Source organism: Aromatoleum petrolei (assembly GCF_017894385.1).
In the GTDB taxonomy this organism is placed as follows: domain Bacteria; phylum Pseudomonadota; class Gammaproteobacteria; order Burkholderiales; family Rhodocyclaceae; genus Aromatoleum; species Aromatoleum petrolei.
The window spans coordinates 2,131,670-2,152,036 of sequence record NZ_CP059560.1 but is presented as its reverse complement, the minus strand read 5'-3'; the positions used below and the strand labels follow the sequence as shown (position 1 = coordinate 2,152,036).

The following is a 20,367-nucleotide window of genomic DNA, read 5'->3' as shown; positions in this document are numbered from 1 at the left end:
GTCCTTCGATGACGGGGAATACACCATGATGATCCGAAATGCCCTCATCGCCCTGCTTGCGGCGCCGCTCGCGCTGCTGGCGGGCCCCGCCGACGCGGCGCTGCGCGTCTTCGCCTGCGAGCCCGAGTGGGGCGCGCTCGTGCAGGAGCTCGGCGGCAACCTGGTCGAGGTGTCGGTTGCCACCGGCGCACTGCAGGACCCGCACCAGATCCAGGCCAAACCGAGCCTGATCGCGCGTGCCCGCAATGCCGACCTCGTCGTGTGCACGGGCGCCGAGCTCGAGATCGGCTGGCTGCCGATACTGCTGCAGCAGTCCGGAAACGCGAAGGTGCAGCCCGGCCAGCCGGGCAACTTCGCCGCGGCCGACTACGTGCGCAAGCTCGACGTGCCGGGCCAACTCGACCGTTCGCAGGGCGACGTGCATGCCGCCGGCAATCCGCACGTCCAGACCGATCCGCGCAACATCGCCCAGGTCGCGACCGCGCTCGGCACGCGCCTGCAGCAGGTCGATCCGGCGCATGCGGCCGAGTACGCCCGGCGGCAGGCCGACTTCGCACAACGCTGGCAGCAGGCGATCGCGCGCTGGAGCGCGCAGGCCGCGCCGCTGAAGGGCGCGCCGGTGGTGTCGCAGCACAAGGCCTTCACCTATCTCTACGACTGGCTCGGCCTGAAGGAAGTCGCCGTGCTCGAGCCCAAGCCCGGCGTGGAGCCCACCGCATCGCATCTGCAGGGGGTGTTGTCCGCGCTGAAGGGCACGCCGGTACGCATGGTGATCCATGCGGCATACCAGGATCCGCGCGCGTCGGAGTGGCTCAACACCAATGCGGGGGTCCCCGCGGTGAAGCTGCCCTTCACCGTCGGCGGCAGCGAGGGTGCCAAGGATCTTTTCGGTCTGTTCGACGATACCGTGGCCCGTCTGCTCGCCGCCGGGGGCAAGCGATGAACTGGAGCGCGCTCGACTGGGGCATCCTCGGGCCCGCGCTCGTCGCAGGACTGCTGGTGCTCGCGACGCACGTGCCGCTGGGCACGCAGGTGCTCGACCGCGGCATCGTGTTCATCGATCTCGCGATTGCGCAGATCGCCGGACTCGGCGTGATTGCGGCCGACGCGCTGGGCATGCCCGAGGGGGGCGTCGCGGTGCAGCTCGCGGCCGTCGGTGCGGCGCTCCTCGGCGCGCTGTTGCTCACCTGGACCGAACGGCGGGCGCCACGTCAGCAGGAGGCGCTGATCGGCGTGATGTTCATCCTCGCCGCCTGCGCCGGCATCCTGCTGCTCGCGGGCAACCCGCACGGCGGCGAACACCTGAAGGATCTCCTGGTCGGGCAGATCCTGTGGGTCAGCACGACGCAGCTGCTGTGGCTGGCGGCCGTGTCGGCGCTGCTGCTCGCGGCGATGTGGTTGGGGCTGGTCCGCCGGCTCGGCCGTTTCGGTTTCTACGCCGCGTTCGCGCTCGCGGTGACGGCGTCCGTGCAGCTTGTCGGCGTGTATCTCGTGTTTTCGAGCCTCATCATCCCGGCGCTCGGCACGCGCGCGCACTATGGGGCCCGGCGCTATGGCGTCGCCTATGCGCTCGGCGCGACCGGCTATGCAGTCGGGCTGGCGCTGTCGGCAGTGTTCGATCTGCCATCGGGCGCGGTGATCGTGTGGACGCTGGCGGCCTGCGCGCTGGTGGGGGCGGCTGCGGCACGGCCGGCCGCGCTGCCGGCCGAGGTCCGCTGAACGGCGCCGGAGGAGGGCTGCCCGTGCGCGATGGCGGGCGCCCTTCACGTCACCCCGGTGCGCCTACTCCCAGCCGACCTGGGCCGCGAACAGGTAGCCCGCGCCATACACGGTCTTGATCATCCTGGGATTGTGCGGGTCGTCGCCGAGCTTGCGGCGCAGGCGCGAGATGCGCACGTCGATGCTGCGGTCGAAGGGGTCGACGTCGCGCTCGCCCAGCAGCTGCTCGCGGCTAAGGATCTTGTTCGGGCGGCGCACCAGCGTCAGGAGCAGCGCGGCCTCGGCCGAGGACAGGGCCGTCTCGCAACCGTCCGCGTGCACCAGGGAATGGCATCCGGTGTCGAAGCGCCAGTCGCCGAAGCGCGCGACGGTGCGTTCGGCGGGCGCCTCGCCGCCGGCCTCGGGGGCGGCCGAGCGCGTGTAGCGGCGCAGGATGGAGCGCACGCGGGCGACCAGTTCGCGCGGTTCGAAAGGCTTGACGATGTAGTCGTCGGCGCCGAGTTCGAGGCCCAGCACGCGGTCGGTGAGGTCGTTGCGGCCGGTGAGGATCAGCACGGCGCAGGGGCTGCCGTCCTGCAGTTCGCGCACGACCTGCATGCCGTCCATGTCGGGCAGGCCGAGGTCGACGATCACCAGGTCGGGGGAGGTTTGCTGCGCGCGGGCCAGCAGCTCGCGTCCGCTGCGCAGGTGTTCGCTGCGGAAGCCGTAGCCGGCCAGCGCGTTGCAGATGATGCGCGCGATGTCGGGTTCGTCCTCCAGCACGAGGATCAGTGGCGACGAGGTTTCTTGTCCGGTCATCGGTCGGCGGCTTCCTCTCTCTGGATGGCAGTTGTCCCGCTGTGTTCGAGCAGTTCGTCGAGTGCGGCAGCGAGCGCGGCCTGGTCGAAGGGTTTGCGCAGCACGGGCACGTCGAGTTCGGCGGTGCCGGCGAGCGCGTTGTCGCTCGCGTAACCGGTAATCATGAGGATGGGCATGTCGGGACGCAAGGTGCGCGTGCGAGCGACGAGTTCGCGCCCGCCGATGCCGCCCGGCATGATGGTGTCGGTGACGAGGACGGCGATGTCGGACACCGCCTCGAGGAGCAGCCACGCTTCGACGCCGTCGCCCGCTTCGATCACCGTGTGGCCCAGCGCGGTGAGCTGCAAGCGGATGATGCGCCGCACTTCAGGTTCGTCCTCGACCAGCAGGACAGGGCCCGACACGCTGAGGGCCGCCCTCACGGTCGGGGCCGAGGCGCTCGCGTCGGCGCTGGCGGGGGCTTCCGCGCGCGGCAGCACGAAGGTCACCGTCGTGCCCTTGGCGGGAGTGCTGCGGATGCGGATGTTGCCGCCGGACTGGCGCACGAAGCCGTACACCATCGCCAGGCCCAGCCCGCTGCCGCGCCCGAAGGGTTTGGTGGTGAAGAAGGGTTCGAAGAGGCGAGGCAGCAGTTCCGGGTCGATGCCGCTGCCGGTGTCGGCGATGTCGATCTGCACGTAGTCGCCTGCCGGCAGCTCCGCGAGTGCCGCCAGCTCTTCGTCGAGGTGGCGTTCGCTGATCGCGATCGTCAGGTCGCCGCCGTCGGGCATCGCGTCGCGCGCGTTGAGCGCGAGGTTCAGCAGCGCGTTCTCGAGTTGGTGGGCGTCGACGAAGGCGAACAGCGGCGCGCCCGGCAGGCTCGTGTGCAGTCGTACGTTCTCGGTCAGCGAACGAGCGAGCAGCTGCGCCATGTCCTGCACCAGGGCGCCAACCTCGACGGCGCGAGGCTCCAGCGCCTGGCCGCGCGAGAAGGTCAGCAGGCGCTTGATGAGCTCCGCGCCCCGTCGCGCGGCGTGCAGCGCGGGGTCGAGGTGCTCGCTCAGGCGGGCGCCGGGCGCCTGCGCCTGCAGCGCCGACAGATTTCCGATGATGATGGTCAGCAGGTTGTTGAAGTCGTGCGCGAGGCCGCCGGTGAGTTGTCCCACGGCCTCCATCTTCTGCGCCTGGATGAGCGCGGCCTGGCTCGCCTTCTGCTCGGTGATGTCGGTCGACAGCACGAAATAGCCCTGCACCTCGCCCTGTGCGGACATCTCCGGCACGATCACGCTGCGCGCATGCACCGTGCGGCCATTGGCGAGCCTGCGCGCGTATTCGTAGCTCACGCGCTCGCCGCGGTCCACGACTGCGAGACGTTGCCGGACGATGGGATAGAGCTCGGGTCCGAATAAGCTCTCGATCGAGCGCCCGACGATCTCTTCCTTGCCCAGACCGAACCACTCCGCATAGCCGCGGTTCGCGAACCGGTACACTTCGTCGCGGCCGACGTAGGCGATCAGTGCGGGGATCGAGTCGATGATGGTCTTGAGTTTCTCCTCGCTGTGGCGTAGAGCGCCGGCGATCTCGTCGATCTCGGCGTTGGCGCGCGCGAGGCAGGCGTTGGCGTCTTCCAGTTCCTGCGTGCGCGCCTTGACGCGGGCCTCGAGCTCGAGATTCTGCTGGTGGATGACCTCCTCGGCGCGGCGCTGCTCAGTGATGTCGGTCCACAGCGAGACGAAGCCCAGGTTCGGGATCGGCACGCCGCGGATCGCGAGGATCTTGCCGTTGGGGCGCTTGCGTTCGGCGTAGTGTGGGAGGAAGGCGCGGGCCGCTGCCATGCGTTCCGACACCAGTTTTTCCAGTTCGCCGTCGCCGTACTCGCCACGTTCGGCGTTGAAGCGCACGAATTCCTCGAAGGGCGTGCCGACGCGCACCATGCTCTCGGGGAAGTCGAGCAGGCGCAGCATCGCCTTGTTCCAGGTGACGAGCTTCGGGGTTGCGTCGAACACCGCAATGGCCTGATCGAGCAGGTCGAGGCCGGCGAGCAGCAGGTCGTAGCGCCGCAGTTCGTGCCCGGACATGCGCGGCGGCAGTTTGGGCGGCTCGGATGGGGGGGCGTTGCGTAGCATCGGGTGGTCGGCTCCGGCAGAGTCTGCACCATTCTAGAGCAGCTTGTTCTCGCGGGACCGGGGCGCAGGGCGGAAAGCGCGGTGCTCATCCGTCCTGCGAGGTCCGGCGGCCGCCCGGCTGATGGTGCAGTTGCCGGCGGAAGCGTTCCGGCGACACCCCCGTCCACGCGACGCAGGCCCGGTAGAAGGCGGAAGTGTCGGCATACCCCAGTTCGGCTGCGATCGTCGCGACCGGTTGCTGCGTCTTCGTCAGCCGCGACAGCGCGATGTCCCGCCGCAGCGCGTCCTTGATCGAGCGGAAGGTCGCCCCTTCGTCCTCCAGCCTGCGGTGCAGCGTGCGCGGCGAAATATGCATGCGCGCGGCGATGTCTTCCAGCGCGAGGCTCGCCGGCAGCGCGTCGCGCAGCAGGTCGCGCACGCGCAGCACCATGTCGCGGTCGCGCCGGTACAGCATCGTGATCTTGCCCGGTGCGCCGTCGAGGAAGGCCTTGAGCGCCGCCTCGTCGCGCCGCACGGGCAGGTCCAGCAGGTTGTCGCGCAGGCGCGCGACCAGCGTGCCGGCGTCGAAGAAGGAGTGCTCCGTGTACACCAGCGCGTAGTCGTCGGCGTGCGCGGGGCGCGGATAGGGGAAATGCACCGAGTCGAGCGCGAGCCCGCGGCCGACGAGCCAGCAGGCCACCGCGTGGATCAGGCGCAGCAGCCATTCGAAGGCGAACACGCGTGCAGGATCGCCACGCCAGTCGGCGAGGCGGCGCGTCTCGGAGATGCGCAGCTCGGCGCGCTCGTCGTCCGGGTCCTCAGCGCGGCGCACACTCACGGCCAGATCGGGCAGCACGATGCGCAGGAAGCGCGCCGCGCGGTCCAGCGCCTCGCCCAGCGTCGCGGCGCCGAGCATGCCGCGGCACAGGAATTCGAAGCTGCCGCTGCGCATCGGCTGTGCGAACAGGGCGAAGCCCTCGTCGTCGAGCGCGCGCGTGATGTCGTTGTAGAGCCGGGCGTAACGGTCGATCGGCACCCGTGTGGCGGGGTCTGCAAGCTCGATGCCGGCCGCGACCAGAAAGGGCGTCGGGTCGCGGCCGCGGCCCTGCATGCCCGCGAGCATCCCGCTCACGAAACCCATGGCGACCGTCGCGCGCTTCGGGCGCAGCGGCACGGCATCGGCAGCGGAGGGCGGCAGGCCTGCGGGCATGCGGGGGTGTCCTGATGGGTGGCGAGAGATTGGCGGATTTTGCACGATTGTCGTCGGTACGCACAATGGCAAATGCCTCGTCCGCCTTCTACCATTAAGCGCACAAACATGACCCAGCGCCGCCCGGGCGCCAACCAGAGGGAAGAAGGCATGACCAATCTCAGCGAAGCGAAGAAGCTCGTCGCCTACAAGCCGCAGCACAAGGTGCGTTTCGTCACCGCCGCCGCGCTGTTCGACGGCCACGACGCGTCGATCAACATCATGCGGCGGATTCTGCAATCGACCGGCTCCGAGGTCATCCACCTGGGCCACAACCGCTCGGTCGGCGAGATCGTCAACGCGGCGCTGCAGGAAGACGTGCAGGGCATCGCGATCACCAGCTACCAGGGCGGCCACGTCGAGTTCTTCAAATACATGATCGACCTGCTGAAGGCCAATAGCGGCGAGAACATCAAGGTGTTCGGCGGCGGCGGCGGCGTGATCGTGCCGTCCGAGATCAAGGAACTCCACGACTACGGCGTCACGCGCATCTACTCGCCCGAGGACGGCGCGATCATGGGCCTGCAGGGCATGATCAACGACCTCGTCGCGAATTCCGACTTCGACCTCACCGCAGCCGCCCCCGGCGCCGCTGACGCGGTCGTCAAGGCCCTTACGAACGGCGACCGCAAGGCGGCGCTGCGCAGCCTGTCGCGCATCATCACGGCGCTGGAAAATGGCGCCTATGGCGACGACGTCAAGAAGGCGCTCGTCGAAGCCGCCGCCAAGGTCAAGACCCCTACGCTGGGCATCACCGGTACCGGCGGTGCCGGCAAGAGCTCGCTCACCGACGAGCTGGTGCGTCGCTTCCGCCTCGACCAGAACGACAAGCTGCGCGTCGGCATCGTGTCGATCGACCCGTCGCGCAAGCGCACCGGCGGCGCGCTGCTCGGCGACCGCATCCGCATGAACGCGATCGAGCACGAGAACATCTACATGCGCTCGCTGGCGACGCGCGACACCGGCTCCGAGATCTCCGCGGCACTCCCTGAAGTGATCGCCGCCGCGAAGCTTGCCGGCTTCGACCTGATCATCGTCGAGACCTCCGGCATCGGCCAGGGCAACGCCGCGATCGTGCCCTTCGTCGATCTGTCGCTGTACGTGATGACGCCCGAATTCGGCGCCGCGAGCCAGCTCGAGAAGATCGACATGCTCGACTTCGCAGACTTCGTCGCGATCAACAAGTTCGACCGCAAGGGCGCCGAGGACGCGCTGCGCGACGTGCGCAAGCAGTACCAGCGCAACCGCGAGCTCTTCAGCACCCCGACCGACGACATGCCGGTGTTCGGCACGATGGCCGCCCGCTTCAACGACGACGGCATCACCGCGCTGTACCAGGCGATCTTCCCGCGCCTCGTGGAGAAGGGCCTCAAGGCCAAGCCGGGCGCGCTGCCCAAGGTCACGACCAAGGCGTCGAGCCGCGGCCGTGCGATCGTGCCGGCCGAGCGTGTGCGCTACCTCGCCGAGATCGCCGACACGGTTCGCGATTACCACCAGCACGTGCAGCAGCAGGCCCGCGTCGCGCGCGAGCGCCAATCGCTGAAGATCGCCAAGGCGCTGTTCGAGCAATGCGGCAAGGATGCCGGTTCGTTCGCCGAGATGATCGACTGGAAGGACGGCGAACTCACGCCGGCCGCCAAGAAGCTGCTCGACATGTGGCCGCGCACGAAGGAGCTGTACGCCGCAGACGAATACGTCGTGAAGATCCGCGACAAGGAAATCCGCACCAAGCTGACCTCGGATTCGCTGTCGGGCACCAAGATCCGCAAGGTCGCCCTGCCGAATTTCGATGACGACGGCGAGTCGCTGAAATTCCTGATGAAGGAAAACGTCCCCGGCTCCTTCCCCTACACGGCCGGCGTGTTCGCATTCAAGCGCGAAGGCGAGGACCCGACGCGGATGTTCGCAGGTGAAGGTGACGCCTTCCGCACCAACCGCCGCTTCAAGAAGGTCTCCGAGGGCATGCCCGCGCACCGCCTGTCGACCGCCTTCGACTCGGTAACCCTGTACGGCTGCGACCCCGACCTGCGTCCGGACATCTACGGCAAGATCGGCAACTCCGGCGTGTCGATCGCGACGCTCGACGACATGAAGGTGCTGTACGACGGCTTCGACCTGTGCGCGCCGACGACTTCGGTGTCGATGACCATCAACGGACCGGCGCCGATCATCCTCGCGTGCTTCTTCAACACCGCGATCGACCAGCAGGTCGCCAAGTTCAAGGCCGACAACGGCCGCGAGCCGACCGAGACCGAGTACCAGAAGATCAAGGAATGGACGCTGTCCTCGGTGCGCGGCACCGTGCAGGCCGACATCCTGAAGGAAGACCAGGGCCAGAACACCTGCATCTTCTCGACCGAGTTCGCGCTGAAGATGATGGGCGACATCCAGGAATACTTTGTCCATCACAAGGTGCAGAACTTCTACTCGGTGTCGATCTCCGGCTACCACATCGCCGAAGCCGGTGCGAACCCGATCTCGCAGCTCGCCTTCACGCTGTCGAACGGCTTCACCTACGTCGAGTCCTATCTGGCGCGCGGCATGCACATCGACGACTTCGCGCCCAACCTGTCCTTCTTCTTCTCCAACGGCATGGACCCGGAGTACTCGGTGATCGGCCGCGTCGCCCGCCGCATCTGGGCGGTGGCGATGAAGAACAAGTACGGGGCGAACGAGCGCAGCCAGAAGCTGAAGTACCACGTGCAGACCTCGGGCCGCTCGCTGCACGCGCAGGAGATGGACTTCAACGACATCCGCACCACGCTGCAGGCGCTGATCGCGATCTACGACAACTGCAACTCGCTGCACACCAACGCCTACGACGAGGCGATCACCACGCCGACCGAGGAATCGGTGCGCCGCGCGATGGCGATCCAGCTCATCATCAACCGCGAATGGGGTCTGGCGAAGAACGAGAACCCGAACCAGGGCGCTTTCATCATCGACGAACTGACCGATCTCGTCGAAGAGGCGGTGCTGAAGGAATTCGAGGCGATCGCCTCGCGCGGCGGCGTGCTCGGCGCGATGGAAACCGGCTACCAGCGCGGCAAGATCCAGGAGGAGTCGCTCTACTACGAGCACAAGAAGCACGACGGCTCTTACCCGATTATCGGCGTGAACACCTTCCTCAACCCGAAGGGCCAGGCGCAGCAGGAGATCGAACTTGCGCGCTCGACCGAGGAGGAGAAGCAGAGCCAGTTGAAGCGCCTGGCCGACTTCCATGCCCGCAACAAGGCCGACGCGTCGAAGTGGCAGGCCAAGCTGCGCCAGACCGTGATCGAAAACGGCAACGTGTTCGAGGTGCTGGTGGATGCGGTGCGCTACTGCTCGCTCGGCCAGATCACCGGCGCGCTGTACGAGGTCGGCGGCCAGTATCGTCGCAGCATGTAAGTCGCAGAAAACCTGCGCAATCGATCGGAAAACGGCGCTTCGGCGCCGTTTTTCTTGCGTGTAACGCCCTACGCGCAGCGATTTGCGCACCAGAATGGGGCGAAAATTAAGAAAAGTTAACAAAGCTGCAGAAAATCGTTGATTTGGCGCCTCAAAGTGGTGCATAAAGGCGGGCGATCCACTATCGGCGTAATAAACGCACCATTTCGGGGAATTCGATGAAATACCAATCGCTCGAGCAGTTTCTTGAACACGTCGCTGTGCGCAATCTCGGCCAGCCCGAATTCCTGCAGGCCGTGACCGAGGTCATCGAAAGCCTTTGGCCGTTCATCTCCAGCCACCCCAAATACGCCGAGCAGGGCCTGCTCGATCGCCTGGTCGAGCCCGAGCGCGTGATCATGTTCCGCGTCTCGTGGGTGGACGACCACGGCGACGTGCAGGTCAACCGCGGCTACCGCATCCAGCACAGTTCGGCGATCGGCCCTTACAAGGGCGGTCTGCGCTTCCACCCCTCGGTGAATCTCTCCATCCTCAAGTTCCTCGCCTTCGAACAGACCTTCAAGAACGCGCTGACGACGCTGCCGATGGGTGGCGGCAAGGGCGGTTCGGACTTCGATCCCAAGGGCAAGAGCCCTGCCGAGGTGATGCGTTTCTGCCAGGCTTTCGTCACTGAGCTGTTCCGCCACGTGGGCTCGGACACCGACGTGCCGGCAGGCGACATCGGCGTGGGTGGGCGCGAAGTGGGCTTCATGGCCGGCATGATGAAGAAGCTGTCGAACCGCGCCGACTGCGTGTTCACGGGCAAGGGCCTCGCCTTCGGCGGCTCGCTGATCCGCCCCGAGGCGACCGGCTACGGGACCGTGTATTTCGCCGAAGATATGCTCAAGCGCAAGGGCATGTCCTTCGACGGCCTGCGCGTCAGCGTGTCCGGCTCGGGCAATGTCGCGCAGTACGCGGTCGAGAAGGCAATGGCGCTCGGCGCGAAGGTCGTGACGGTGTCCGATTCGAGCGGCACGGTGGTCGACGAGGACGGTTTCACGACCGAGAAGCTCGCCGAGCTGATGGAAGTGAAGAATCACCTCTACGGTCGCGTCAGCGATTACGCCCAGCGCGTGAAGGCCAACTTCCAGCCCGACGTCTCGCCGTGGCACGTGCCCGTTGATGTCGCATTGCCGTGTGCGACGCAAAACGAGCTCGACGGCGAGGACGCGCGCAAGCTGGTGAAGAGTGGCGTCAAGTGCGTCGCCGAAGGCGCCAACATGCCGTCGACGGCCGAAGCGGTGCGCGTGTTCGAGGATGCCGGGGTGCTGTATGCGCCGGGCAAGGCGAGCAACGCCGGCGGCGTCGCGACTTCGGGCCTGGAGATGAGCCAGAACGCGATGCGTCTGTCCTGGCCGCGCGAAGAGGTCGACGCCCGCCTGTTGGGCATCATGCGCAGCATCCACGAAGCATGCGTGCAGCACGGCACTCGACCGGATGGCTCGGTCAGCTATGTGGACGGTGCGAACATCGCCGGCTTCGTGAAGGTCGCCGACGCGATGCTGGCGCAGGGCGTGATCTGACACCCATGCAAGGGCAACCGCGTCGCGCTCAGTGCAGCGCCACGTGGTTGCCCGGCGCCGGATGGCTCCAAGGCGACTGCGCCTCCCATTCGTCGAACTGCGCAGTCGGAATCGGCCGGCCGACGAAATGGCCTTGCGCCGTGTCGCAGCCCAGCTCCTGCAACCGGTTCCACAGCCCCTCGCTCTCGACCCCCTCGGCGACGACACCCAGCCCGAGGTTGTGACCCAGCTCGACCGTCGAATGCACGATCACGGCCGAGCCCTGGTTCTCCAGCATGCTGGTCACGAAGGAGTGGTCGATCTTCAGTGAATCGACCGGCAGCTTCTGCAGATAACTCAGGCTCGAGTAGCCGATGCCGAAGTCGTCGATGAAGAGGTCGACGCCGAGATCCTTGAGGTGATCCAGTGTCTCCAGGGCGCCGGCCGGGTCTTCCATGAGCGCGCTCTCCGTAAGTTCGAACTGCACCAGTTCGGGCGGCAGCGCCCAGGTCGCGAACAGTCCGCTGATTCGGTCGATCAGACGCGGGTCGCGCAGGTCCTGGGCCGACAGATTCACCGACAGCGGCCGTGCGATCCCCCTCTCGTGCCATGCGTAGGACTGGCGGAAGGCCGCCTCGAGCACCCAGCGCGTGAGCGGCATGATCAGGCCGGCGTGTTCGGCCAGTGCGATGAATTCGCCGGTGGCGATCATGCCGTGCTGCGGGTGCTGCCAGCGCACCAGCGCCTCGGCGCCGCAGACTTCACCGCTGCGGATCGATACCTTGGGCTGGCAGTACAGCAGCAGTTCGTTATGGTCGATCGCACTGCGCAACTCGCTCATCAGCTCCAGCCGACGAGTGCTCTCGCGGTCTTCGGTGCCCTTGTACAAGGTGTACTTGCATGCCGTCCGGCGCGCCTGAACCGCGGCAATCTTCGCCCGTCGCAGCAGCGCCTCGGGGGTGTTGCCGTGACCGGGGAAGAGCGAAATGCCGATGTAGGCATGCGGGTCCATCGCCAGTCCGGCGAAGTCCACCGGATCGCACGCCTCGCGCATCGTGTGGTGGGCCACGCGCATCGCCGCTTCGGCGCTCGAGCGCGGCATGATGATCGCGAATTCGTCCTCGCCGACGCGCGCAACCGACTTGTCGGGTCCCGCTAGGTGGCGCAGCCGCGCGGCCATTTCGACGATCAGGTGGTCGCCTTCCTGATAGCCGAGCGTGTCGCTGATCTCCTGGAAACGTCCGACCTTCAGCAGCAGCACAGCCATCGACTGGTTTTCCAGCTGCGCCTGCGTGATCTCCGCGGCCAGCGTCTCGCCCACCGAACTGCGGTTGGGCAGGTCGGTGAGCGCATCGAAAAACGCCATGTGGCGGATCGTTTCCTCGGCCTCGCGGTGGCGCTCGCGCATGCGCAGGTTCGCGATGCCGAAGGCGAGGTCGTCGGCCATCTCGGCGAGGAGCCGGGTCTCGCATTCGTCGAAGGCGTCCGCTTCGGCGGCGAAGATCGTCAGGTTGCCGATCGTCCTGTCCTGGATGATCAGCGGGAAAGCGGCGATCGATGCGTAGCCGCGCCTGAGCGTTTCTTCGAGGGGGACGGGGAGCTGGGTGCTGGCCAGCGTGGTGGTGTCCTGCACTACCACCGGTTTCCCGCTGCGGATCGCCTGGGATGTCGGGCCGCGCGAGCTCTCGGATTCACCTTCCGCCCAGGTGAAGCGGCCGAGCTCGAGGAAACCCTCCTCGAAACCCATGTGCGCCATCGGACGTATGGTTTTCGCCTCGTCGTGTTCGGCGTAGCCGACCCACGCCATGCGATAGCCGCCGAGTTCGACGATCACCCGGCACATGTCGTGCAGCAGCGTTGCCTCGTCCTGCGCCCGCAACAGCGTGCGGTTGCCCGCGCTCAGTGTGCGCAGCGCGCGTTCGGCGTAGCTCATGACGCTCTCCTTTGCGCGTGCACCGCCACGGCGTCTGTCGGCCCGAGCGCCGTGCCGACGGCGCGCGCTCGCACCGGCGACAATTCATCCTAGTGCCGGGCGCGCGGCGACGCAACGCTGCGCCGCCACTTCCGTCACGCTCAGGACGCGGTCGAGCGTGCCTTCAATGCGCCGATCACCACGGGCAGCAGCGACAGCACGATGATGCCGACGATCACCAGCGTGAGGTTCTGCTTGATCCACGGCATGTTGCCGAACCAGTAGCCGGCGAGCGTGAGCGACACGACCCAGGCCAGCGCGCCGACGAGGTTGAACAGCGTGAAGCGCGCGTAGCTCATGCTGCCGATGCCGGCGACGAAGGGCGCGAAGGTGCGGAACAGCGGCAGGAAGCGCGAGATCACTAGCGTCTTGCCGCCGTGCTTCTCGTAGAACAGATGCGTCTTCATCAGCGCCGCCTTGTTGAACAGGCGCGAGTTCTCCCAATGGAAGACCCTCGGGCCGAAGTAGCGGCCGATCGAGTAATTCACGGTGTTGCCGAGAATCGCGGCGGCCGTCAGCGTGAGGATCAGCAGCGAGATGTCCATGTTGCCCAGCGCGGCCAGCGCGCCGGCGATGAACAGCAGCGAATCGCCCGGCAGGAAGGGGGTGACGACGAAGCCGGTCTCGCTGAAGATCACCGCGAACAGGATCGCGTAGATCCAGACGCCGTAGGCGCTGACGAGCGCTTCGAGGTGCTTGTCGAGGTGCAGGACGATGTCGAGCAGCGGAGCGAAAAATTCCATGGACGGATGCGCAGGTGGGAAAGGCCGGAATTCTACCCGACGCCCGGGCCGGCGACCGGAACAGCGGCCGGCGATGTGGCAGGCGGACAGCGGAACTGCCCATTCTGGCAGGCGATTGTTGCGGAAATCGTCACGATGAATTGTTTGTTTCAAACTTGCCGAGCACGTCACCGCCTTCTATAGTCCGCCCGCACCGGTGGGCCGGGACCGACGATCGCGTCGGAATGGCGCCGGCCTTAGCTCGGGAATTCCGCATGTCCGGCCTGTTGCGCAAATTCTGGATCGAGCCGCCCGTGCGCGCGGTGATGTTGCTGACCGCGCTGATGCTGGCGGTCCTCGCCGGCGGCACCGCCTTCCTGCTCTACGACATGCGCCAGCGCGAGATCGAGTATGCGCGCAGCGAGATCTCGACCCTGAGCCGCATCCTCGCGGAGCAGACGGCGCGCACGCTCGACGGCGTCGCGATGGCGCTGCGCGGCGCCCAGGACAGGCTGTCCGACAGTATCGGGCTGCAGCTCGAACTCGACAGCTTCCCCGTCCAGGCGCTCCTCAAGGCCCGCGCCGAGGGCTTGCCTCAGTTTTCGTCGATGTTCGTCGTCAATGCCAGCGGCGTCGTCATGAACTCGACCCTGCTCGGCACCCGTCCGGGCTTCAACGAAGCGGACCGCGACTACTTCGCGACTCTCGTGCGCAGGGACGAAGGGCTCTTCGTCAGCCAGATGTACCGCCGCCGCTTCGACGGTGAGTGGACCTTCTACCTCAGCGCACGCCTCGTCGATGCCGGCGGGAATTTCCGCGGCGTTGTCGCTTCGGCGGTCGTCGCGAATTATTTCGAATCCTTCTACCGCCGGCTCGACCTGCGCTTCGGCAAGCAGATCCAGCTGATCAACGCGCGTGGCAACCTGGTCGCCAGCTTCCCCAGCGACATGGACAAGGTCGACCAGCCGGTCCAGGGGCTGCCGCGGCTCACCGCAAAGGCCGCCGATCCGACCGGCACGATCCACGTCACCGAGACCCTGGCCGGCGAGAACCGCTTCGTCGCCTACCATCCCGTGCCGCGCTATCCCTTCCTGATCGGCGTCGCCGTCGATCAGGACTCGGCGCTGGTGTCCTGGCCGATGACGGCGCGGCCCATCGTCGCGGGCGCCGGCATCGTCGCCCTGCTGTTGCTGGCCGCCTCCTGCGGTGTCGTATGGAGCATGCGCCGGCGGGCGCTGATGGCGAGTGCGCTGCAGGACAGCGAGGAGCGCCTGCGCGAGATGGTCGAATCGGTGATGGATGCGATCGTCACCATCGACGAGGACCTGTCCGTGGTGCTGTACAACCGCGCGGCCGAGCACATGTTTGGGGTTCCCGCCGACGAGGCGCTCGGCAAGCCCTTCGACCGCCTGCTCGCCGCGGAGTCCCGCGGCGCCTACCACGCCATCGTCGGACGGCGGCGCAATTCGGGCGAAACGCGCAACGCACGTCGCGGCCGTGCCGAACTCACTGCGCGCCATGCCGACGGGCGCGAGTTCCCCGCAGACACCACCTTCTCCTCGACCGAGATCCAGGGGCGACGATTCCTCACCGTGGTTCTGCGCGACCTGACCGAGCGCAAACGGATCGAAACGCACCTGCGCGAAACCAATCGCCAGTTGCAGGAGCTCTCCACCGCGCTGCAGCGCGTGCGCGAGGACGAGCGTGCCGGCATCGCACGCGAGATGCACGACGAGCTCGGGCAGCGGCTCACCGCGATCAAGCTCGAGCTGTCCTGGCTCGGCGGCCGCCTGCCCGGCGAGCGCGCCGACCTGCAGGACAAGGTGGGCGTCATCAAGGAGCAGCTCAACCAGACGATCGCCTCGGTGCGGCGCATCACCTACGAGCTGCGCCCCCTGATCCTCGACGACCTCGGCCTGCGCGCGGCGATCTCCTGGCTCACGGGCGATTTCTCCAAACGCACCGGCATCGAGCTGGTGCTGGACCTGGACGACGACGAGCCCGAGCGGGGCAGCGCCGAGGCGACGACGCTGTTCCGCGTGCTGCAAGAATCGCTCACCAATGTCACGAAGTACGCGCAGGCGAGTACCGTATGGGTGGCGTTCCACCGCGACGGCGATGACTGGCGCCTGACCGTGCGCGACGACGGCGTTGGTTTCGTGCTCGATGCGGCGAGCCAGGCGGGGTTCGGCCTGCTCGGCATGCGCGAGCGCATCCGCCTGGTGCAGGGAACCTTTGCGATCCATTCCACGCCCGGCGACGGCACGACGATCGACGTCACCGTGCCGACCGGGCAATGAGGGAAGCAAGATGGAAAAACTGAGGGTATTGCTCGCCGACGACCACGCGATCATCCGCGACGGCCTGAAGCAGATCCTCGCCGACACCGAAGACCTGGCGGTGTGCGGCGAGGCCGCCAACGGCAATGAGGCCTTGCTGCTCGTGCGCGAACAGGACTGGGACGTGGTCGTGCTCGACATCTCCATGCCGGGGCGCAGCGGCCTCGACCTCATCCGCCTGATCCACGACGAGAAGCCCAAGCTCCCCATCCTGATCCTGAGCATGCACCACGAGGAGCAGTACGCGGTGCGCGCGCTGCATGCCGGCGCGTCCGGCTACCTGACCAAGGAAAGCGACGCCGACCTGCTCGTGCACGCAATCCGCCGCGTCGCGCGCGGCGGCGTGTATGTGAGCGACACCGTCGCCGAGCTGATGGCGCGCGGCCTCATGCCCGCAGCGAACGAACTGCCGCACACCGCCCTGTCGGATCGCGAATACCAGATCTTCCATCGCCTGGTGCTCGGGCAGGGCCTCACCGACATCGCCAACGAGCTGTCGCTCAGCGTGAAGACGATCAGCACGCACAAGACGCGCATCCTGCAGAAGATGGCGATGACGAACACCTCCGAGCTGATCCGCTACGCCGTCGCGCACCACCTGGTGAAGTCCACCGACGTGTAAGCCCGCGCCGCCGCTGCGCGGCGTCTCGGGCTCATCCCGCCTTCCGCCCCATCCCACATCCCGTCCCGTCCGCCGCGCCGTGAAGGCCGCGGCGCACCCGCGCGCGTCCTGCGCGGGCCGGCCTGTCACGCGTTCGCGTACTGCCCGTGCGTTAGGAATTTTCCTACACGCAATTTAAACCCTGTCCGATATGTGGGATTGCGCGAATTCGTGAAAATTCCCTCACGTCGGGCCGCGCCCATGTTGCGGTCCATAGGACGAAATTCCAGCTTCGACAGGAGAGCCCAAATGCAATTCCGTCTCAACCGCGTGTCGCTGCTCATTGCCGCCACCGCCGCGATCTTCGCTTCTTCCTCCGCATTTGCCGTCGACGCCGACGCCGCCAAGTCGCTCGCGAAAGACAACGACTGCTTCAAGTGCCACGCCGTCAACAAGACCAAGAAGGGTCCCTCGTACCAGAAGATTGCCGCCAAGTACAAGGGCAAGGAAGTCGAGGGCTTCGAAAAGATGAAGAAGAACATCACCACCGGCCCGAAGGTGAAGCTCGAGGACGGCACCGAGGAAGAGCACAAGATCATCAACACCAAGAACGAGGCCGAGATCAAGAACCTCATGGAATGGATTCTTTCGCAGTAAGCCGCATGGCCTGAATCGCACCGTCCGGGCGGGCGGTGCGGCAATGACGTTCGGAACCAAGGGGATAACATGAAAAAAATGCGAAGCGTGCTTGCAGCGCTGGCCGTCATCGGCAGCGTCTGCTCCGGGGCGGTATTCGCCGCGGATGCGCCGAAAGAGGCGCCCAAGGACATCGTTCTGAAGGGAGATGCCAAATGCACGTCCTGTCACGACGAGGCGGACGCCCCGGGCGTGCTGCACATCGGCAAGACGAAGCACGGCACGCGCGCCGACGACCGCACCCCGACCTGTAGCGACTGCCACGGCGAAAGCGAAAAGCACGTGAATTACAAGGGTAGCGACAAGCCGCCCAAGCCCGATCGCACCTTCGACAAGACGTCCGCGACGCCCGTGGCCGAGCGCAACGCCGCCTGCCTGTCCTGTCACCAGACCGATCCCAAGCGCCACCTGTGGACCGGCAGCACGCACGAGCGCCGCGACGTCGCCTGCAGTTCCTGTCACGACACGCACGCCGCCGACGACAAGGTCCGCGACAAGCGCACCCAGGCCGACGTGTGCTTCGCCTGCCACAAGGAGCAGCGCGCACAGGTCAACCGTCCGTCGCACCACCCGATCCCCGAAGGCAAGATGTCCTGCTCGGACTGCCACAACCCGCACGGCACCACCGGGCCGAAGCTGCTCGTGAAGGACAGCACCAACGCGACCTGCTACACCTGCCACGCCGAAAAACGCGGCCCCTTCGTGCATAACCATGCACCGGTCACCGAGGACTGCGCCAACTGCCACAACCCGCATGGCACCGTCGCCGACGCGATGCTCAAGACCCGTCCGCCCTTCCTGTGCCAGCAGTGCCATGACCCCGCCAACCACCTCGGCACGATTCCGGGTGTTGCGGCGAATACCGATCTCAGCCGCAACGTGAATGGCACCGCGATCGTTTCGCCGGCAAGCCAGAACAACGGTCTCAATTCGGTCGGTGTGACCCAGGGGCGTGCCTGCCTGAATTGCCACACCGAAATCCATGGCAGCAACAGTCCGTCGGCCAGCTCGAAGGCTGCCCGCTTCTGGCGTTAAGAGTCAGGGAGAACGAAATGGACAACAATCGCATCTTCAAGCGGACCGTGCTGGCGCTGGCCGTGTCGATGGCCTTCCCCGTGTCGTCCGCCCTCGCGCAGGAAGACGAGGTCGCGGAACTGATCAGCCCGAACGTCGCCGAAGCAAGCATCAAGCTGCAACACCTCGACGAGGTCAATCCGCTGTACCGCCAGTACTACGGCATTAATGACGAGGGTGTGCATGGCGGCGCCGACCTCAAGGTCATCCGCCGCTCCGACGAGGGACGCTGGCTGCGCATCGAGGGCCGCGACCTGGGCCTGCGCACGCAGGAGTTCGGCGCGTCGATAGAGCAGCAGGGCGACTGGAAGCTGGGCATCGACTACAACCAGATCCCGCGCTACGCACCGTTCGAGGTGTCCACCCGCGTGACCGGAATCGGCCACGACTCGCTCAACCTCGGCACCCGCTTCGACGACAAGGACCTCAAGACCGAGCGCACCGCCACGTCCCTGACCGCCACCAAGTTCATCAGCAAGAACCTGCAGGCGAACGTCACGTTCAAGAACGAGGCCAAGAAGGGCGAGCGCCTGTTCGGCTCCAACGGCAACGTCGGCGGCTACCTCGGGCAGTTGTTCGCGCCCGAGCCGATCGACTCGAACCACAAGCAGATCGAGGCCTCGCTGGACTACGCGACCGAGAAGTTCTACGTCTCAGGCAGCTACTACGCCAGCTTCTACGAAAACAAGGCCGGCAAGGGGCTGTTCGTCAATTACGGCACCACCGGCGGTGCGGGCAACCCGGTCGCTGTGCAGGGCACGCCGACCCAGATGAGCCCGCTGTCGCTCGCACCCGACAACCAGATGCACCAGATCGCGCTCGCTGGCGGCTACAACTTCAGCCGCGACACGCGCGCGAACCTGAAGGTGAGCAAGAGCTTCGCGACCCAGGACGACAGCTTCCTGCCGTCCTCGGTCGTGCCCTACCTGCCGGGCATGACCCGCAGCGACCTCGGCGGCAAGGTCGACACGACCAACGTGTTCGGCTCGCTCACCTCGCGCATCACGGACAAGCTCAACCTGCTTGCGTCGTGGGCGTACGAGGACCGGGATGACCGGACTCCGCAACTCGATTATGCGAATTACAACGGGAGGATCCTGCAGAACAACCCGGAGTCGCAGTCGACGCATCGCGGCAAGCTCGAGGCGAGCTACCGTCTGCCGAGGGGCTACAACCTGACCGCCGGTTACGACTATGACTTCAGGAAGTACGAGGGCATGGACGAGTTGTACCGCGACGAGATGACGGAGCACACCTATCGTATCGACCTGCGCAAGTCGCTCAGCGACACCCTGAACGGCAGCGTGACCCTCGCCCGCAGCGAGCGCGACGGTTCGAGCTGGGGCACCACGCCGGTCCTCGTCAAGACCGCCACGACGGCCGTGGGCGAGCACTGGACGGCGCCGGCGCAGTTCTCCGACCGCGAGCGCGACAAGCTCAAGCTCATGCTCGACTGGATGCCGGTCGAGCCGCTGTCGGTGCAGTTCGCCTACGAGTACGCGATGGACGACTACAAGACGCGCATCTTCGATATCGGTCTGAACGAGGGCCGTTCGGAGCTGTTCTCGCTCGATGCGTCATACCGCTTCAGTGATCGCTGGAAGGCGAACATGTGGTATTCGCACTCCACCAACGAAATCGAGCAGAAATCGCTGAACAGCACCTACGGGTCGAAGTGCGACGGCACCACGCTCGCCTACACCTGCGTGCCGTGGGGTGCCGACCTCAAGCTGAGCTCGAATGCCGTCGGCGCCGGATTCGACGGGCAGATCAGTTCGAAATTCTCGGTGGGCGGGCAATATCTATACAGCCGCGACGTGAGCAAGTACGACATCTCCTACGCGGCTGCCGGTGCGCTGTCGTCGATCCGCCAGGGTGCGGGGATCCTCCCGGATACCGAGTACACGCTGAACACCCTGCGGCTATTCGCCCGGTATGCCCTCACCAAGGCAACGGGTATTCGTTTAGACTATGTCTGGGATCGTCGCGAGATGGATGACTATACATGGTCGAGCTGGAGCTACTCGGATGGCACAAAGGTCTTCGTGGATCCGAACCAGATCACGCGCGTGATCGCGGTGACCGTCTCGCATGCGTTCTGATTGACGGCAGCAACAGCCGGGCCGGAAGCGGCCCGGCTTTCGTCCGGGAATGGCAAGTTTTCCGGCAGGGGCCCACGAGC

The 20,367-nt window shown here is 66.3% G+C and carries 14 protein-coding genes; 9 read left to right on the top strand and 5 right to left on the bottom strand.

Going from position 1 to position 20,367, the window contains the following annotated elements; translation table 11 throughout:
- Positions 1 to 25 precede the first annotated feature (25 nt).
- Both ToN1_RS09835 and ToN1_RS09830 read left to right on the top strand, forming a co-directional pair.
- Positions 26 to 943: a metal ABC transporter substrate-binding protein gene (locus tag ToN1_RS09835; RefSeq protein WP_210148081.1), complete on the top strand. Its 918-nt coding sequence runs from the start codon at positions 26 to 28 to the stop codon at positions 941 to 943.
- Positions 940 to 1,719, top strand: coding sequence for a metal ABC transporter permease (locus ToN1_RS09830; RefSeq protein ID WP_169207414.1), 780 nt, complete (start codon positions 940 to 942; stop codon positions 1,717 to 1,719). The genes ToN1_RS09835 and ToN1_RS09830 overlap by 4 nt, the downstream gene beginning before the upstream one ends.
- A 63-nt stretch (positions 1,720 to 1,782) precedes the next feature.
- On the opposite strand, the gene ToN1_RS09825 is transcribed toward ToN1_RS09830, so the two are convergent.
- From ToN1_RS09825 to ToN1_RS09815, 3 genes are all read right to left on the bottom strand, one after another.
- Positions 1,783 to 2,517 carry a response regulator transcription factor gene (locus tag ToN1_RS09825; protein ID WP_169207413.1) on the bottom strand — a complete coding sequence of 245 codons (735 nt, stop codon included), beginning with the start codon at positions 2,515 to 2,517 and terminating at the stop codon, positions 1,783 to 1,785.
- A complete protein-coding gene (locus ToN1_RS09820) occupies positions 2,514 to 4,622 on the bottom strand; it encodes a PAS-domain containing protein (protein WP_425305830.1) in 2,109 nt (702 codons plus the stop codon). The genes ToN1_RS09825 and ToN1_RS09820 overlap by 4 nt, the downstream gene beginning before the upstream one ends.
- An 85-nt stretch (positions 4,623 to 4,707) precedes the next feature.
- Positions 4,708 to 5,811: an AraC family transcriptional regulator gene (locus ToN1_RS09815; protein ID WP_169207411.1), complete on the bottom strand. Its 1,104-nt coding sequence runs from the start codon at positions 5,809 to 5,811 to the stop codon at positions 4,708 to 4,710.
- Between the two features lie 150 nt (positions 5,812 to 5,961).
- Here ToN1_RS09815 and icmF point away from each other — a divergent pair, with 150 nt between their 5' ends.
- Together icmF and gdhA are read left to right on the top strand one after the other, a co-directional pair.
- Entirely contained in the window at positions 5,962 to 9,240 is a 3,279-nt protein-coding gene (gene icmF, locus ToN1_RS09810) for a fused isobutyryl-CoA mutase/GTPase IcmF (protein WP_169207410.1), read from the top strand.
- A gap of 218 nt (positions 9,241 to 9,458) precedes the next feature.
- A complete protein-coding gene (gene gdhA / locus ToN1_RS09805) occupies positions 9,459 to 10,802 on the top strand; it encodes an NADP-specific glutamate dehydrogenase (RefSeq protein ID WP_169207409.1) in 1,344 nt (447 codons plus the stop codon).
- 28 nt (positions 10,803 to 10,830) lie between these two features.
- On the opposite strand, the gene ToN1_RS09800 is transcribed toward gdhA, so the two are convergent.
- Both ToN1_RS09800 and ToN1_RS09795 read right to left on the bottom strand, forming a co-directional pair.
- Entirely contained in the window at positions 10,831 to 12,714 is a 1,884-nt protein-coding gene (locus ToN1_RS09800) for a putative bifunctional diguanylate cyclase/phosphodiesterase (protein WP_169207408.1), read from the bottom strand.
- 140 nt (positions 12,715 to 12,854) lie between these two features.
- Positions 12,855 to 13,496 carry a DedA family protein gene (locus tag ToN1_RS09795; RefSeq protein WP_169207407.1) on the bottom strand — a complete coding sequence of 214 codons (642 nt, stop codon included), beginning with the start codon at positions 13,494 to 13,496 and terminating at the stop codon, positions 12,855 to 12,857.
- A gap of 254 nt (positions 13,497 to 13,750) precedes the next feature.
- Here ToN1_RS09795 and ToN1_RS09790 point away from each other — a divergent pair, with 254 nt between their 5' ends.
- The 5 genes from ToN1_RS09790 (at position 13,751) to ToN1_RS09770 (ending at position 20,287) form a co-directional block, all read left to right on the top strand.
- On the top strand, positions 13,751 to 15,775 hold the full coding sequence (locus ToN1_RS09790) for a PAS domain S-box protein (protein ID WP_169207406.1): 2,025 nt from the start codon (positions 13,751 to 13,753) through the stop codon (positions 15,773 to 15,775).
- 10 nt (positions 15,776 to 15,785) lie between these two features.
- Positions 15,786 to 16,436 carry a response regulator gene (locus ToN1_RS09785; RefSeq protein ID WP_169207405.1) on the top strand — a complete coding sequence of 217 codons (651 nt, stop codon included), beginning with the start codon at positions 15,786 to 15,788 and terminating at the stop codon, positions 16,434 to 16,436.
- A 288-nt stretch (positions 16,437 to 16,724) separates the two neighbouring features.
- A complete protein-coding gene (locus ToN1_RS09780; protein ID WP_169207404.1) occupies positions 16,725 to 17,072 on the top strand; it encodes a c-type cytochrome in 348 nt (115 codons plus the stop codon).
- 78 nt (positions 17,073 to 17,150) lie between these two features.
- On the top strand, positions 17,151 to 18,146 hold the full coding sequence (locus tag ToN1_RS09775; protein WP_169207433.1) for a DmsE family decaheme c-type cytochrome: 996 nt from the start codon (positions 17,151 to 17,153) through the stop codon (positions 18,144 to 18,146).
- A gap of 17 nt (positions 18,147 to 18,163) precedes the next feature.
- The gene (locus ToN1_RS09770) at positions 18,164 to 20,287 is read left to right on the top strand and encodes an MtrB/PioB family decaheme-associated outer membrane protein (RefSeq protein ID WP_169207403.1); all 2,124 of its coding nucleotides are present in this window, start codon (positions 18,164 to 18,166) and stop codon (positions 20,285 to 20,287) included.
- Positions 20,288 to 20,367: the final 80 nt, after the last annotated feature.